We start from the raw sequence: 15,773 nt of genomic DNA, 5'->3' as shown, positions 1-15,773 counted from the left end.
GCGTGCGTTTCAGGCTGAAGAAGTTATCCAGCCGTTTGCCGTGCTGTTCGGCTAAAGCCCTGCTCGTTCAGGATGCTGCTTGCTAAGGCACGGAAACCGTGCGGGGTGGCTATGCCTTTGTAGCCCATGCCGTTGATGATTTTGCCTAGCGTGTTTTCGCTGATATGTCCGTCTTGTTTGGTGCGGCTGGGGAACAGATAGGGAGTATTGCCGGTCAGGCCGTGCAGCTCGCGCAACAGCTCCAGCGCCCAATCGGAAAGCGGCACGGTGTGTGGTGGCTTGGGGGCGGTCTTCTCGTGCTTCATTCGTTCGGCAGGGATTACCCATTGCGCCGCTGAAAAATCCACTTCCGCCCATTGCCCGCCGCGCAGTTCGGTATTGCGCACAAACACCAGCATTATCAGCAGCAGGGCGGTTTTGTTCGCCGGTTCGATGTCGGCCAGTATCAGGCGGCGGTAAAACTCCGTCAGCTCTTCGCGCGGCAGGGCTGCCCGGTTTTTGGCCGGTTGCTTGGCAATGTATTTGCGCAATGCGCGGGCGGGGTTGTGGTCGGTTATCTCCAGCATGGCCGCATAATCGAAAACCGCGCCTGTCCATTCCCTCACTTTTTCGGCGGTATTGCTCACGCCCCGCGCTGTAATGCGGTCTAAAACCTGTTTGATTTGCCCTACCGTGATGCTGTCAATCGGCATTTCCCCAATCAGCGGGAAAACGTCGGTTTCAAAATAGCGCATGATGCGCCCCGCATGGTTCGGCTTCCAGCGGTGCAGGTTGTCGGCGTGCCAGCGGCGGGTAAGAGCGGCAAAGGTATTCAGTAAGGCCGCCCGCCTTTCCTGTTTGGCCTGTTGCTTGGCGGCGGCGGGGTCTTGCCCCTGTGCCAACAGAGAGCGGGCATTCTCGGCAGCCTGCCGCGCTTCGGAGAGGGAGACAGCGGGATACTTGCCGATAGTCAGCGTTTTTTCCTTGCCGTCGATACGGTATTTCAAGCGGAAGATTTTGCCGCCTGCCGGGGTAATTTCCAGATACAGGCCGCCGCCGTCAAACAGCTTGGCTTTCTTTCCTGTGCTGGTAGGTTTTGCGTTCTTGATTTGGCGGTCGTTTAGGGGCATTCTGGGGGTATATTTTTGAGGGTATTTTTACGGTACCCCCAATCATACCCCCGCAAAAGGGGCAATTCAATTAGACGGCATTAGACGGGATTAGCTGAATAGGGAAGGGAAAAGGATAGATTGAATCAGCCTGAAATCCTTTACTGGCTTAGATTTAGCTGGTTGCATTGGATAGCGTTAGACGTAAAAAAACAGCCCGAAAAATTGAGCTGTTTCATAAATGTGGTGCGGACGGAGAGACTCGAACTCTCACACCTCTCGGCGCCAGAACCTAAATCTGGTGCGTCTACCAATTTCGCCACGTCCGCGGGAAAGGCGGCATTATACTGTAATCCGCTGATTTGGCAACGCTCGGGGGAAAAATTTCGGCAAGCAGGCCGAAAAGCCGTGCTTGCCGTTTATCGCGGATCAAATTGGCTTTCGATACCAGGCAGCGAACCACAGACAGTACAGGATACGGCAAGGCGGGTTCACGCCGTAGCAAAAGTTAAGCTGATTCGCTATAGCAGGCAAACGGTTTTCAGGTAGCCTATCTGCCTTAGGGGCTACCTGAAAAATATTGCCATTTTGAATCAATATGATGAGCAGCACCTCATGCTGATTGTGCACCTCAATTCCTGCGCCCGCTCACTCAAACAGCCGCCCCTGCGCCAAAATTTCCCGTACGGGCGCAAAATCTTTGCGGTGTTCCGGCAGGGCACCGTAGCGTTGCAGGGCAGCAAGGTGCTCGGCGGTGCCGTAGCCTTTGTGGCGCTCGAAGCCGTATTGCGGATATCGCTCGGCCAGGGCATACATTTCCGCGTCGCGCGCGGTTTTGGCCAGCACGGAGGCGGCGGAGATCTGGATGATTTTGCTGTCGCCTTTCACCACGGCTTCGGCCTCGCAGCCCAAATCGGGCGGCACGCGGTTGCCATCTATCCACGCTTTTTCAGGTAGCCGACCCAGCCCGTGCACGGCACGGCACATGGCCAGCATGGTGGCATGCAGGATGTTGAGATCGGCAATTTCGGCCACCGAGGCGGAAGCCACGCACCAGGCCAGCGCCTGCTGCTTGATGAGCACGGCCAGCTCGTCGCGACGGCGTTCGCTGAGCTTTTTCGAATCGGTGAGGCCGGGCAAATCGTATTGCGACGGCAGCACCACGGCGGCGGCAAACACGCTGCCGGCCAGCGGCCCGCGCCCGGCTTCGTCCACGCCGGCCTGCCAAATCATGGGTTTACCCCCGCAGCGGCCAATACTGCGGCGGCGGCTTCGGCGGCGGTGTCTTTGCGCAACAGGTGGTGCAGCTCGGTGAAATCGCGTTGCAGCGCGGCCACTTTTTCCGGCGAGCGATACCAATCCAGCAGCGCGGCGGCCAGCTTGGCGGGATCGGCGTCGTGTTGCAGCAGCTCGGGCACGGCGGCGCGGCCGAGCAGCACATTGGGCAGCCCCACATAGGGCACTTTGATTTTGCGTTTCACCAGCGCATAGGTGAGCGGCGAAATTTTGTAGCTGATCACCATCGGCCGCTTGCACAGCGCCACTTCCAGCGTGGCCGTGCCGCTGGTTACCAACACCGCATCCGCCGCGGTGCAGGCCTGCGCCGTGCCGCCCGCCAGCAGGCGCAGCGGCAATGCGCGGTAGGGCTCGGCGGCGAGCAGGGCTTGTAGGCGGGCTTGGGTGGCTTCGGTGGCGTAGGGCAGCAGAAACTGCGCATCGGGCAGCTGCCGCAACACCAGCTGCGCGGTTTGCAGAAACAGCGGCGCCATATAGTCGATTTCGCTCACGCGGCTGCCGGGCAGCAGGGCGAACACGGGCTGGTTTTCAGGTAGCCCCAGCCCGCGGCGGGCGGCGGCACGGTCGGATTCCAGCGGCAGGGTTTGCGCCAAAGGGTGCCCCACGAAGCGCGCCCGCCCGCCGGCCTGCCGATATAGCTCCGGCTCCATCGGAAACAGGCACAGCACTTCATCCGCCTGCCGCACGATTGTGTGCACCCGTTCGCGCCGCCACGCCCACACCGACGGGCTCACATAATGCAGCGTGGGAATGCCCGCAGCCTTGAGCGCGGCGGCCACGCCCAGGTTGAAATCCGGCGCGTCGATGCCCACAAACACCGCCGGCCGCCGCCGTTTCATTTCGGCAATCAGGCCTTTGCGGATGCGCCAAATCGCCGGCAGGTTTTTCAACACTTCGGCATAGCCACGCACCGCCAGCGTTTCCTGGTCAAACAGGCTTTCCAGCCCGGCCGCCTGCATGCGCGGGCCGCCGATGCCAATAAACCGCGCCTGCGGGCAGCGCGCTCGCAGGGCGTCGATGAGGTGCGCGCCGAGCAGGTCGCCGGAAGCTTCGCCGGCGCAGAGGGCGATGAGGGGGGACGGGGTGGTCATGATGGGAAGCGGGCGGAAAACAAAGATGCGGTATTGTACCGAAAATCAAGCATCAAGACGGCTGCCATAGATAAGCATATACTGCATAAGCATAATTCATCTTTTGGCAGCCGTTATATTTCCGCAATTTCTAGAGGTGTTCCGCAAACTCTATTTTAGCGGCTTGAGTATTTTACCGCGCCGGATGTAGGTTTTGGTCATCTGCTCAGAGGCGTGGCCAAGTTGGTCGGAAGCGCTGCGGGTGTCGGCAGCCAGGTAAATGTCCGTGGCGGCTTTGGCGCGCAAATCTCGAAACTGGAAATTGGACAGCTCTTCCGCTAGTTCCGGTCGTTGCTGCATGACGGTTTTGCGCAACTCTAGAAACTGCCTGCCTAAAGAGTCGCGGGTCAGTGGTTTCCCGTGGCTGTTGAGGAACAGGTGGCCGTTATCTTGGTGGATGCGGTCGATGATTTCTTTGAGCTTGCCGCTGATTTCAAAGCGCAGTTTGGCACCTGTTTTCTGTTGGCTGATATGCAGGATGCCTTCGTGGATGTGGCTGCTGTGAATGCCGACTATATCAACAGGGCGCTGGCCGGTGATGTAGGCAATGTCCATTAAATCACGCATCTGCTGGCTGGCAGCCTGATAGACGGCCTGATACAGGTAATCCTCAAATAAACCTCACGGCGCTTCTTGCTGTGCTTCTTGACGTTGCGGCAGGGGTTTTCTTTGCTTGTCCAACCCTGCTCTCTGGCATAGTTAAAGATGGCGCAGGGCAACCCGAACCAGCAGGATGTGTTCGGCGAGCAGGCCGCACCCGACAAACAGCAACCTTTGGAAAGAACGATACATGACTACGAACAAGAACACGGACGAAACGCAGACAGCGGGCAACTCTTCGAGCGGACAGACGAGCGACCCGCTGGCGAGCCTGTTTCAGAAACTGAACCGCAACCCGCAGGCCGCCGAGGCGATGAAGCAGGCGCTGGCGAAAACCAAGGTGGAACTGGGCGAGACGGAGGACAAGGCGGAAGAGTAGCGGAGGAAGATGCGCCGAAGCTGAGCCGCAGCGTATCCACGCAGGAGCAATACGAGCAGCGGATTGATGAGCTGTTTGCAGGGAAGCCAGCCAATCTGCATGGTGTGAATGTATTAAATCGTTCTGACTTGCTGGATATGCTGGGCTACGGCGATATGCCTGTGCAGCTTGACGAATCGAAGGTTGTCCGCAATCAATCCAACCATCCAGAGATGACGGCGGAACGATGGAAGGCTGTGCCTGAATGGCTGGATAATCCGGTTGCTGTGTTGAAGTCAAGAACACATGATAAACGCTTAGTCTTTATCCCCAACGAGCTGATTAATGGCGCACCAATTTAGTGGTAGAGCCAGACCATAAATCGCTGCGCATTCATGTGCTGGTGAACGGATATGCGAAAGATGGCAACCCATCCCAAGCAATGCGGGATATTGAACGAGATTTGCGCAACGGCAACATTGACTATGTAAACAAAGAAATGGCTCGTGAATTCTTAGGACGTTCGGGGCTCCAATTGCCCCGCCTGCCTAATTTAAACACAAGCCGTACTAAGATTCTAACCGAAAAGAACCTGCAAGGCTACCTGAAAAACAACCCCAGCCTTTCGGTGAACCCATCCCGCAACACCACAAGCACGGCCACGCCGGAGCGGGTGGCGGAAATCCGGCAGCAGGTGGAACGCGCGGTGGGGCGGCACAATATGCGGCTGATTGACGTGCGGACTGCCGAGGAAGCCAGCCGCCCGAACGGCGCAGAGGATTTGCGCGGGGTGGAGGGCTGGTATGACCCGCAGAGCAAACGCATCACGCTGATTGCGGACAACCTGCCCAATGCGCGGACGGCACAGTTTGCCGCCTGGCACGAGCTGGGACACCGCAAAATTGACGTGGCTGGCTGGCAGCAATGGCGCGGTGTGCTGGAACAGGCGCGGCTGAACCCAACCATCAAGCAGTTGGCACAAACCATCCTGCGCCAACGCAAGGCGGCGGGCGAAACCATCAATCTGGACAGCGCCACGGAAGAGGCAGCGGTGGAGCTTTATTCCGCCATGAAGAACCGCGACTATGCGGCGCTGGAGAGCAAATACAAAGTGAACGTGCCGCTGGCGATGCGCGGCGGGCTGGCGGGCTATTTCTCGCGCTTTGCCAAACGCTTGCAGGCGGTGCTGGCGCGGGCGTTCGGTATTCAGCAGGCGGAGTTTGGCGATGGCGAGGTGTTCGAGCTGTTGCGGCGGATTGATAGGGCGGGCATGGAAGGAAGCCAGCCATCCGATAAAGCGCCGGATGATGACCACGCAGACGAAATACCGACAGCGGAGACAGCTAAGCCGGCAGAGAAATTCAGCCGCAGCGCAGCGGAGCTGACCGACAATACGACTTTACGGGCATAGTCTTTGCCCCGTCCGATTTGAGCTGGTGCGCGGCGCAGTATTTTCCGGTGGATTGGGGGGTGTTTGCGTTCAACAGCGGAAACGAGCAGGCTTTGTCTTTGTTTAATTTGATTGATAAAGGCTGGTTTGCCAGCATCGAGCAGTTGCAGCAGGCGCTGAAAAACGAAGATTCTTTTTTGTACGAAGAGTTTGGTGCGGAAGGGATTGAGCTGATGTTGCGCCATTACGCCAAATAATCCCGCCCATCGCCCGCACGGCAAAAGGCTACCTGAAAAACAGTTGTCCGTTTTCAAGTAGCCTTTATTTTGCCGCCATGCTGTTTACAGCGTTTCCACCGTATGCTGGTCGTTGGTGTAGATGCAGATGCCACCGGCGATTTCCAGCGCCTTCTTCACCACGGTGGCGGGCGGCAGCTCGGTGTTTTCCACCAGCGCTTTGGCCGCGGCCTGGGCGAAGGCGCCGCCGCTGCCGATGGCCGCGATGCCGCCTTCCGGCTCGAGCACGTCGCCGTTGCCGGTGATGATGAGGGTGTTGTCTTTGTCGGCCACAATCAGCATGGCTTCCAGGCGGCGCAAGGCGCGGTCGGTGCGCCATTCTTTGGCCAGCTCGATGGCCGACACGGTGAGCCGCCCCTGGTGTTTCTGCAATTTGGCTTCGAAAAGCTCGATTAAGGTGAAGGCATCGGCCGTGCCGCCGGCAAACCCGGCCAGCACAGTGTTGTTATACAGTTTGCGCACTTTTCGCGCAGTGGCTTTGATGATGGTGTTGCCTAGGCTAACCTGGCCGTCGCTGCCGATGGCGATTTCGCGGCCGCGCCGCACGGAAACGATAGTGGTGCCGTCGAATTGCTGCATGGTGCTTCCTTTATGAAACGGTGAACATGAGCCGGCAGATTAGGGCGGCGGCGCGGATTTCAATTTGCCAAACCCCATCAGGCGGCATGCGAAGAGGCTACCTGAAAATGCGGTGGATATTTTTAGCTTCGCTTTCAACGCAGTTAAAACCCCACCGCCTGTTTGCGCCTCCTAAGCGTTTATAAGATAATGCCCACGCTTCCCGCGGCCGCCCAAGCCGCCGGATTTTTCCCACCAAACAACTGAAAGAAAAGAAAGAAACCATGCGCTTCCTCAAGCTCACCGAACAAAACGTGCGCGGCAAAACCGTGCTCATCCGCGCCGACCTCAACGTGCCGATTAAAGACGGCAAAATCGGCGACGACACCCGCATCCGCGCCTCGCTCGCCTCCGTGCGCTACTGCCTGGAAAACGGTGCCGCCGTCATCCTGATGAGCCACCTCGGCCGCCCCACCGAAGGCGAATTCAAGCCCGAAGACGACCTGGCTCCCGTGGCCGCGCACCTGGGCAGCCTGCTCGGCCTCTCCGTGCCCGTGAGCAGCGACTGGCGGGAACACCCCCCGCGCCCGCAGCCCGGCGAATTGGTGATGCTGCAAAACGTGCGCGTGAACAAAGGCGAGAAGAAAAACAACGCCGAGCTCGGCCAAGCCTATGCCGCGCTGTGCGACATTTATGTGAACGACGCCTTCGGCACCGCTCACCGCGCCGAAGCCTCGCTGGTGGCCGTGGCCGAAGCCGCGCCGCTGGCCTGTGCCGGCATCCTGCTCTCCGCCGAGCTCGACGCGCTGGGCAAGGCGTTGAAAGAGCCCGCCCGCCCGCTGGTGGCGATTGTGGCCGGCAGCAAAGTTTCCACCAAGCTCACCATCCTCAACAGCCTGGCCGATAAGGTAGACCAGCTCATCGTGGGCGGCGGCATCGCTAACACCTTCCTGCTTGCCGCCGGAGAGCCCATCGGCAACTCACTGGCCGAAGCCGACTTGACCGCCGAAGCGCGTACCGTGGCCGAAAAAATGGCGGCCAAAGGCGGCGCCGTGCCGCTGCCGGAAGATGTGGTGTGCGCCAAAGCCTTTGCTGCCGATGTCGCAGCCGAAACCAAGGCCGTGGCCGATGTGGCCGCAGACGACATGATCCTTGACATCGGCCCCAAATCGGCCGCCAAGCTGGCCGCGCTGCTGCGCGAAGCCGGCACGATTGTGTGGAACGGCCCGGTGGGCGTGTTTGAATTTGAACGTTTCGCTGAGGGCACGCGCGTGATGGCCGAAGCCATTGCCGAGAGCCGCGCCTTCTCCATTGCCGGCGGCGGCGACACACTGGCGGCCATTGCCCAATTCGGCATCGCCGATAAAATCAGCTACATCTCCACCGGCGGCGGCGCTTTCCTGGAATTTCTGGAAGGCAAACAGCTGCCCGGTGTGGCTGTGTTGGAAAAACGGGCGGCAGGCTGACAGCAGATTAAATTGAAATAGAAAGAGGCTACCTGAAACCGATTGCAACTTTTCAGGTAGCCTCTTTCATGCCGATTCGTTATACCTCATAACGCCCGGCGGATACGTCGCCGCCGCGCCCGGTCCAATCGGTGTGGAAAAATTCGCCGACCGAGCGGTCGGTGCGCTCGTAGGTGTGGGCGCCGAAGTAGTCGCGCTGCGCCTGAAGCAGGTTGGCGGGCAGGCGGCCACAGGTGTAGCTGTCGAGGAATGACAATGCGGATACGGTGCAGGGCATGGGCAGGCCGTGCTGCATGGCGGCGGCGGCCACTTTGCGCCAACCGGGCAAGGCTTGTTGCAGCAATTGTTTAAAATAGCTATCGCTGCCCAAGAATACCAAATCGGGATTGGCGGCATAGGCATCGCGGATGTTGCCCAAAAACGCGCTGCGGATGATGCAGCCTTCGCGCCACAGCAGGGTGGTTTTGCCATAGTTCAAATCCCAGCCGAAATGCTCGCTGGCCTGGCGCATCAGCATAAAGCCTTGGGCATAGGAAATAATTTTGGAAGCCAGCAGCGCCTGGCGCAAGGCTTCGAGCCATTCTGCGCGTTCGCCCGCGATGGGCTCGATCTTATGCCCAAACGCGGCTTCGGCCTGCACGCGCTGTTCTTTCAGGGCGGAAATGCAACGGGCAAACACGGCTTCGGTAATCAGCGTGAGCGGCGTGCCCAAATCCAGCGCGTTGATGCCGGTCCACTTGCCGGTGCCTTTTTGGCCGGCACGGTCGAGGATTTTTTCCACCAAGGGCGTTCCGTCGGCATCGTTCACGCCCAAGATGTCGGCGGTGATTTGAATCAGATAGCTGTCGAGCTCGGTTTGGTTCCAAGCGGCAAACGCGGCCTGCATTTCGGCGTGGCTCATACCGAGGCCGTCTTTCATAAACTGATAAGCCTCACAAATCAGCTGCATATCGCCGTATTCGATGCCGTTGTGCACCGTTTTCACAAAATGGCCAGCGCCGTTTTTGCCCACCCAGTCGCAACACACTTCGCCCTCTGCCGTTTTGGCGGCCACTGCCTGCAAAATCGGTTTCACCGCTGGCCAGGCTTCGGGATTGCCGCCAGGCATCACTGAAGGGCCGTGGCGCGCGCCTTCCTCGCCGCCGGAAATGCCGGTGCCCACAAACAAAATGCCTTGTGCCGCCAATTCGGCCGTGCGCCGTTCGCTGTCGGGATAGTTGGCATTACCGCCGTCGATAATGATGTCGCCCGGCTCCAACAGCGGCAGCAGTTGGCCGATCAGCTCGTCCACCGCCCGCCCAGCCTGCACCATCAGCATGATTTTGCGCGGCCGTTTCAGCTGGGCAAGTAATTCCGGCAGGCTATAAGCACCGATAATATTGGTGCCCTTGGCTACGCTGTTGAGGAACTGCTCGGTTTTGGCTGCCGTGCGGTTGTAGGCGCTCACGGTAAAACCGTGAGCGTTCATATTGAGAATCAGGTTTTGACCCATAACGGCCAATCCGATAACCGCGATGTCGCTTCGGGGTAGGTTTGCAGGATTTTGCATGATGGTTTCGCTTTTACTGTTAATTGAATGAATATTTTTATTTGGTTATGAAGATGTAGTGCCTGTTTTGCCGTGGATAAGGGATGAAATATCAATTAAACAATTAATTAGATCCAATCCAAGGTGTTGGCCGGTAGGCGCTTTGCTTGTGGGGAGGTGTGGAAAACTTTTGCAGCCTGCCGCTACTTTGTGGGTAAGTTTGCAGATTGCCCGGGTTTTCTACTCTGCGATGTGGGCAATGGCTGCTGGTTGGCTGGTTTTATTTTTCAGGTAGCCTCCGGCGGCAACACGTTTAAGTATTTCAGTTCCACCAGCTGCTGCTCGGAATCGAGCTGGCTCACGGCCAGTTTGACGCGGATTTTCGGCGGAATATCGATCGGCACGCCGTGCACCCGAGCAACCAGCGGCAGCCCTTCGATGCGCACCAAATCTTCCTTCAGCAGCATCGCGTTCAGCTCGCGCAGGTTTTCCTGCTGCATATACACCAGGCTCCAATAGGCTTCCATTTGGCGCTGGAAATCGGCGTAGGCGGTGTAGGCGGCATCGAAATCGCGCAGGGCGGCAAACAGCTCGCTGTCGTTTTTTTGGAAACGCGGCGGCAGTTCGGGTTCGATCAGGCTGAGCAGCTGGCGCTGGTTGATGCAGTCGGCGGCGCGGCGCAGCGGCGAGGTGAACCAGCCGTAGTGCGCCACGTTCATGCCGATGTGCGGCTCGGATTGGGTGCTCATGCGCACTTTGCCGCTGGTTTGCACGCGGAACAGGCCGGGCAGGCCGTTTTGATCGAGCTGTGCGGCCCAGGTGCTGTTGGCCAGAATCATCATTTCCGATACCAGGGTATCGATGGGCGAGCCGCGTTCGCGCCGGCTGATGTGCACTTTGCCATCGGCTTCAAACTCAATGCCGTAGTCGTATTGCGGGGCGCGGTCTGCTTCGTAGCGGTCGCGCTGTTTTTGCCGTTCGATGGCGAAGCGGTAGAGCCAGCGCAACTGCGGCTGGCAGGGGAACTGCACCGGATCGCTGTCGGAAAGGCCGGTATCGGCGTTGAAATGTGGCTCGATGTGTTGGATGCGCAGGTTGTGGCTAATGTTGAGGTGTTCGAGGCAGGTGTGCGGCGTGGAGGCTACCTGAAAATCTGCGCCCACTTCCACATACAGGCTCAACACCGGCCGCCTGCCTTCATCAAGGCTGAAGGCCTGAATCCAGTTTTCCGGCAGCATGGTGATTTTGCCGCCGGGGTAGTAGGCGGTGCTTTGCCGTTGTTTGATCAGGTTTTCCACCGGGCTGTTTTCGGCGATGGCCAGGGTGGGCACGGCGATATGGATGCCGACCCGTTTATTGCCGTTCGGCAGGTCTTGCACGGAAAGCGCGTCGTCGATTTCGCTGGTGTCTTCGTCGTCGATGGAGAAGGCGACAATATCGGCAGCGGTGGCGGGCAGCTCGCCCACGGCGGGTACGGCGGTGCTGGGCGCGGCGGTGCCGTTTGGGAAATGTTTGCAGCAGAAGCCGTCGAGCAGGTATTGCGGCAGGGAGGCGACGCCGCCGGTTTGTTTGGCTAATTGATAAGCGGAAATTTTCAGCTCGGCGGCGGCTTTATTGAAAGCTTTGTAGATGAGCGACTGTTTGTCGGGGTTGTGCAGGATGGTGGTCAAATCGGCGGCGATTTCGGCAGGCAGGCGCTGTTGCCGCAGCTCGGCCACCCAGGCTTCAATCTGCGCTTCTTGCTGTTTTTTGCGCTCGATGGCGGCCAGCGCCTGCTTGAGGGTGTCTTCCGGCGCGGCTTTGAACACGCCTTTGCCTTTTTTGTAGAAATACATCGGTGCGGCGTAGAGCGCAATCAGGGTGGCGGCGAGCTCGTGTTGGCCGGGGGCGTGGCCGAAGTAGTCAGCGGCGATGCTTTGGGCGGTGAATTCTTCTTCGCCGCAGAATTCCCACAGCAAATCGGTGTCGATTTGCGCGGCTTCGTTTTGTGCGCGCTCGAGGAAGCTCTCCAGCGGCTCGGTGAATTCGACGAAGACGTTGTTGGCTTTGATTTTGGCGCGTTTGCCGTGCTGGGTGGTGGCTTGGTAGGTGCTGTCGTTTTTCTGCACGACGGCGGCTACTTTAAATTGGCCGCTTTCTTCGTAGAATATGTTCATTTAACGGGGGAAATTTTTCCGGCGCGCGGCCGGAGGCGTGGATTGGGAAAGAGGGCGGATTTTAGCATAAGGAAAGAAAGGGCTACCTGAAAACTTAGCGAAAAAATTTTTCAGGTAGCCTCCAATCTTGTCGAACAGCTTCAGCCGAACAATGCGCTGATGGCGGCATACACGCTGAGCACGGCCAGCAGCGAATCTACGCGGTCGAACACGCCGCCGTGGCCGGGCAGGAGATTGCTGCTGTCTTTCACGCCGGCGGCGCGTTTAAACCAGCTCTCCAAGAGGTCGCCGCCAATGCCCACGAAGGTGAGCACGGTGGCGGTGAGCATCATGCTTGGCCAGGAAAGATGGAAGCCGAACCAGCCGGCGGCGCGGGCGATGCTGGCATACAGCAGCACACTTAGCAGCCCGCCGGCCACGCCTTCCCAGCTTTTGCCGGGGCTGATGGCGGGGGCGAGCTTGTGTTTTCCCCACAGCCGGCCGAACACATAGGCAAACACGTCGGCGAGCCACACCAGCATCATCACGGCCAACAGGTGCAGCGCGGATTGGCTGTTTGGCCGCAGCTCGAGCAGGGCAAACCAGAAGGGCAGCATCAGCAGCCAGCCGGTGGCCATGCCTTTCCAATCGGCCTGCAAACGCCATTTGAAATGCAGCCAGACGGGCATGCCGGCCAGCCAGAACACGAGCACGGCCGCCCAGGCCGCGGGCGGCAGCTGCCAGCCGCCGCTCCAGGCAATCAGCATAAACAGCGCGGTGCCGGCTAGATAAGGGCGCTGCATGCTTTCCGGCATGGCGCACAAGCGGCTGTATTCCCACAGCGCCAGCAGCGCCATCAGGCCGGTGAACAATGCCCACAGGCCGGGGCCGGCGGCAAACAGCATGCCGAGCATCAGCGGCAGCAAAACCAGGGCGGTGAGGATTCGTTGTTTGAGCATGGTGTTCCTTTTTCAGGTAGCCTTTTGTGTGAGGCGGGCAATCGGCGGCATTATATAGGCAATTGGCCAAATACGTTGCGGATAAAGACAGAGGCTACCTGAAAACCGGAATTGGGTTTTCAGGTAGCCTTTGGGCGTTGGCTGTAGGCCTACATGCGCGCCATGGTGGCGACATGGGTTTTGGCCAGCTCGTGCAAGAGCTCGTGCAGCTGGGCGAGTTTTTCTTTGGAGAGCTGTTTTTCGATATTGTCGTAGCAGGAATCGATTTGGCTGACAAAATCGTTGTAGGTGTTTTCGCCCTGCTCGGTGAGCTTAAGGAACACACGGCGGTGGTCGTTGGCCGGGCGCAGGCGTACTACGAGTTTCATTTTTTCCAGCCGGGTGAGGATGCCGGTGAGGCTGGGGCGCAGGATGCAGGCGCTGCGGGCGAGGTCTTGGAAATCCATGGTGCCGTTTTCGGCCAAAAGGCGCAGGATGCGCCATTGCTGGTCGGTGAGGCCGATTTCGTTGAGCAGCGGCCGAAAATGCGTCATCAGGGCTTCGCGCGCCTGAATGAGCGCGATGTTTAAAGATGAGTGTTTGGAATGGTGGATCATAGCGGGCTCCTCCCTCATACTGATTAAAATGACTGCAACAATTGTTATTGTGGTTTGGGTCAATCCCTTATTAACAACAGGATATTGTTTCAGTTTATTATATATTGTAAATCCATAATATACGGGCGATAGTGTGTTTTGATGAAAATCAATTTTTTGATACGCTTAGGCAAATCTGCTGTTGGATAAGGCGCAACGGTTTGGCGGAATGGAAACAGACGATACCCGGCAGCGGTCTGTTTTTAACGGGCTATCGTTATTAAGATAATGTTTGACATGGGCAGCGTCAAGTCGGTTTGCCGGCAGCCGCTGGCTTTTGCCATTTATGCAAACAAAAACGGCTAAATCCAGCAGGATTCAGCCGTTTGTTTGAACTTCGTTGACGCTCACATTTCAGGTAGCCTTTAAACGCGGCTGAAAATCAGCGTGGCGTTGGTGCCGCCGAAGCCGAAGCTGTTCGACATCACGGCATTAAGCTTTTTGCTGATGTTTTTGCGCACAATCGGCAGGCCGGCAGCTTGTTCGTCCAAATGGAAGATATTGGCGCTGGCGCACACGAAATCGTTGAGCAGCATCAGGATGGAATAAATCGCTTCATTGGAGCCAGCTGCGCCTAAGGCGTGGCCGGAAAGCGATTTGGTGGAGCTGATGAGCGGCACTTCTTTGCCGGCAAAGGTTTCGCGGATGGCGCCGAGCTCTTTGGTGTCGCCCACCGGGGTGGAGGTGCCGTGGGCGTTGATGTAGTCCACGCTGCCGCCGTGTTGGGCAAGCGCCATCTGCATGCAGCGCACGGCGCCTTCGCCGGAGGGCTGCACCATGTCGTAGCCGTCGGAGGTGGCGCCGTAGCCGGTGAGCTCGCACAGGATGTTGGCGCCGCGGGCTTTGGCGTGCTCGTATTCTTCCATCACCAGGATGCTGCCGCCGCCGGAAATCACGAAGCCGTCGCGGTCGGCATCGTAGGCGCGGCTCGCCTGCTGCGGGGTGTCGTTGTATTTGCTGGAGAGCGCGCCCATGGCGTCGAACAGGGAGCTCATGTGCCAAGATACTTCTTCGCCGCCGCCGGCAAACACGATGTCTTGTTTACCGAGCTGGATGAGCTCGGCGGCGTGGCCGATGCAGTGGGCGGAAGTGGAGCAGGCGGAGCTGATGGAATAGTTCACGCCTTTGATTTTAAACGGGGTAGCCAGGCAGGCGGCCACGGTGGAGGCCATGGTTTTGGTTACGCCGTAGGGGCCGATGCGTTTCACGCCGCTGGCGCGCAGGGTGTCGGCGGCTTCCACTTGCGAAGAAGGGGAGGCGCCGCCGCTGCCGGTTACGATGCCGGTGCGGATGTTCGACACCTGCTCTTCGGAAAGGCCGGCGTGGGCAATCGCTTCTTTCATGGCGATATAGGCATAGGCCGCGGCGTTGCCCATAAAGCGCAGGATTTTGCGGTCGATGTGCTCTTTGGTGTCGATATTGATGTTGCCGGCCACGTGCGAGCGCAGGCCCATTTCGCGGTAGCTTTCGTCGAATGCGATGCCCGACTTGAGCTGGCGCAGCGATTCGAGCACTTCGCGGCAGTTGTTGCCCAGGCTGGACACGATGCCGATACCGGTTACGACTACTCGTTTCATAATGATGAACTCCGTTGGGGGAAATCAGGCTACCTGAAAAATATTGCTTGAACTTTTCAGTAGCCTATTGGGGCTAGAAATCGTCTGTGCTGGTAAACAAACCCACGCGCAGGCCGTTTCCTTCGTAAATCTTGTGGCCGTCCACACTCATTTCCGCATCGGCGATGCCCAGCACCAGTTTGCTGTTCATCACGCGCTTCATGTGGATGTGGTAGGTGATTTTTTTGTGTTTGGGCAGCACTTGGCCGGTGAACTTCACTTCGGCGCAGCCCAAGGCGCGGCCGCGGCCGGGGGCGCCGGTCCAGCCCAGGAAGAAGCCCACCAGCTGCCACATGGCGTCTAGGCCCAAGCAGCCGGGCATCACCGGATCGCCGATGAAGTGGCAGCCGAAAAACCACAAATCGGGGTGGATATCCAATTCGGCGATGATTTCGCCTTTGCCGTATTTGCCGCCGGTGCTGTTGATGTTCACAATGCGGTCGATCATCAGCATATTGGGCAGCGGCAGCTGGGCGTTGCCTTCGCCGAATAATTCGCCGCGCCCGCAGGCTAAGAGTTCTTCTTTGGTGTAGCTGTTTTGTGGAACGAAAGTGCTCATGGTGATCCTTAATGCTGCGCGGGGCAGCTTGAAATAATGGGAGAAAAGCCGGGCAATGTGCCGTGCTTGCACAGCGGTGGAATTTCCAATGCCTTGTTGGCAAAAGTTTATTTTGGAAATCCGGATTGAGGCTTTAGCTCTAGACCAAGCATTCTATTT

At 58.3% G+C, this 15,773-nt stretch carries 15 protein-coding genes and 1 tRNA gene; 4 read left to right on the top strand and 12 right to left on the bottom strand.

Annotated features, from left to right (window positions below; all coding sequences use genetic code 11):
- Positions 1-23: 23 nt before the first annotated feature.
- From LG371_RS02690 to LG371_RS02670, 5 genes are all read right to left on the bottom strand, one after another.
- The gene (locus LG371_RS02690; RefSeq protein ID WP_225747674.1) at positions 24-1,109 is read right to left on the bottom strand and encodes an integrase arm-type DNA-binding domain-containing protein; all 1,086 of its coding nucleotides are present in this window, start codon (positions 1,107-1,109) and stop codon (positions 24-26) included.
- Between the two features lie 223 nt (positions 1,110-1,332).
- Positions 1,333-1,417 (bottom strand) — tRNA-Leu (locus tag LG371_RS02685).
- Positions 1,418-1,736: 319 nt separating this feature from the next.
- Positions 1,737-2,321, bottom strand: a complete 585-nt coding sequence (rnhB, locus tag LG371_RS02680) for a ribonuclease HII (RefSeq protein WP_225747673.1) — start codon at positions 2,319-2,321, stop codon at positions 1,737-1,739.
- Positions 2,318-3,475 (bottom strand): lipid-A-disaccharide synthase, encoded by a 1,158-nt coding sequence (gene lpxB / locus LG371_RS02675; RefSeq protein ID WP_225747672.1) that lies wholly within the window; start codon positions 3,473-3,475, stop codon positions 2,318-2,320. The genes rnhB and lpxB overlap by 4 nt, the downstream gene beginning before the upstream one ends.
- 150 nt (positions 3,476-3,625) lie before the next feature.
- Entirely contained in the window at positions 3,626-4,117 is a 492-nt protein-coding gene (locus LG371_RS02670; RefSeq protein WP_225747742.1) for a tyrosine-type recombinase/integrase, read from the bottom strand.
- A 102-nt stretch (positions 4,118-4,219) separates the two neighbouring features.
- On the opposite strand from LG371_RS02670, the gene LG371_RS02665 reads away from it, so the two are divergent.
- From LG371_RS02665 to LG371_RS02655, 3 genes are all read left to right on the top strand, one after another.
- Complete coding sequence (locus LG371_RS02665) at positions 4,220-4,834, top strand: hypothetical protein (protein ID WP_225747671.1); 615 nt, start codon at positions 4,220-4,222, stop codon at positions 4,832-4,834.
- Positions 4,834-5,883: a hypothetical protein gene (locus LG371_RS02660; protein ID WP_225747670.1), complete on the top strand. Its 1,050-nt coding sequence runs from the start codon at positions 4,834-4,836 to the stop codon at positions 5,881-5,883. Before LG371_RS02665 ends, LG371_RS02660 begins: the two co-directional genes overlap by 1 nt.
- Before the next feature lie 92 nt (positions 5,884-5,975).
- Positions 5,976-6,119, top strand: coding sequence for a hypothetical protein (locus LG371_RS02655; RefSeq protein WP_225747669.1), 144 nt, complete (start codon positions 5,976-5,978; stop codon positions 6,117-6,119).
- An 84-nt stretch (positions 6,120-6,203) separates the two neighbouring features.
- Here the strand turns inward: LG371_RS02655 and hslV are convergent, their stop codons facing one another.
- Positions 6,204-6,737: an ATP-dependent protease subunit HslV gene (hslV, locus tag LG371_RS02650; RefSeq protein ID WP_225747668.1), complete on the bottom strand. Its 534-nt coding sequence runs from the start codon at positions 6,735-6,737 to the stop codon at positions 6,204-6,206.
- Between the two features lie 263 nt (positions 6,738-7,000).
- Between hslV and LG371_RS02645 the strand changes: the two genes are divergently transcribed.
- A complete protein-coding gene (locus tag LG371_RS02645) occupies positions 7,001-8,182 on the top strand; it encodes a phosphoglycerate kinase (RefSeq protein ID WP_225747667.1) in 1,182 nt (393 codons plus the stop codon).
- 79 nt (positions 8,183-8,261) lie between these two features.
- Here the strand turns inward: LG371_RS02645 and gnd are convergent, their stop codons facing one another.
- The 6 genes from gnd to fabA all read right to left on the bottom strand — a co-directional run bounded on the left by gnd (position 8,262) and on the right by fabA (position 15,614).
- The gene (gene gnd, locus LG371_RS02640; protein ID WP_225747666.1) at positions 8,262-9,731 is read right to left on the bottom strand and encodes a decarboxylating NADP(+)-dependent phosphogluconate dehydrogenase; all 1,470 of its coding nucleotides are present in this window, start codon (positions 9,729-9,731) and stop codon (positions 8,262-8,264) included.
- 266 nt (positions 9,732-9,997) lie between these two features.
- The gene (locus LG371_RS02635; protein ID WP_225747665.1) at positions 9,998-11,866 is read right to left on the bottom strand and encodes a ribonuclease catalytic domain-containing protein; all 1,869 of its coding nucleotides are present in this window, start codon (positions 11,864-11,866) and stop codon (positions 9,998-10,000) included.
- A 140-nt stretch (positions 11,867-12,006) separates the two neighbouring features.
- Positions 12,007-12,804 carry a phosphatidate cytidylyltransferase gene (locus tag LG371_RS02630; protein WP_067589547.1) on the bottom strand — a complete coding sequence of 266 codons (798 nt, stop codon included), beginning with the start codon at positions 12,802-12,804 and terminating at the stop codon, positions 12,007-12,009.
- A gap of 149 nt (positions 12,805-12,953) precedes the next feature.
- Positions 12,954-13,400, bottom strand: coding sequence for a homoprotocatechuate degradation operon regulator HpaR (gene hpaR, locus LG371_RS02625; protein WP_067589544.1), 447 nt, complete (start codon positions 13,398-13,400; stop codon positions 12,954-12,956).
- 404 nt (positions 13,401-13,804) lie between these two features.
- Positions 13,805-15,016: a beta-ketoacyl-ACP synthase I gene (gene fabB, locus LG371_RS02620; protein ID WP_067589541.1), complete on the bottom strand. Its 1,212-nt coding sequence runs from the start codon at positions 15,014-15,016 to the stop codon at positions 13,805-13,807.
- Positions 15,017-15,089: 73 nt separating this feature from the next.
- Complete coding sequence (fabA, locus tag LG371_RS02615; protein ID WP_067589539.1) at positions 15,090-15,614, bottom strand: 3-hydroxyacyl-[acyl-carrier-protein] dehydratase FabA; 525 nt, start codon at positions 15,612-15,614, stop codon at positions 15,090-15,092.
- Positions 15,615-15,773 lie beyond the last annotated feature (159 nt).

Source organism: Eikenella sp. Marseille-P7795, from assembly GCF_916618725.1.
GTDB classification, from domain to species: Bacteria; Pseudomonadota; Gammaproteobacteria; order Burkholderiales; family Neisseriaceae; genus Eikenella; species Eikenella longinqua.
The sequence above is the reverse complement of the archived record's forward strand: the minus strand, read 5'-3'. Positions and strand labels throughout refer to the sequence as shown.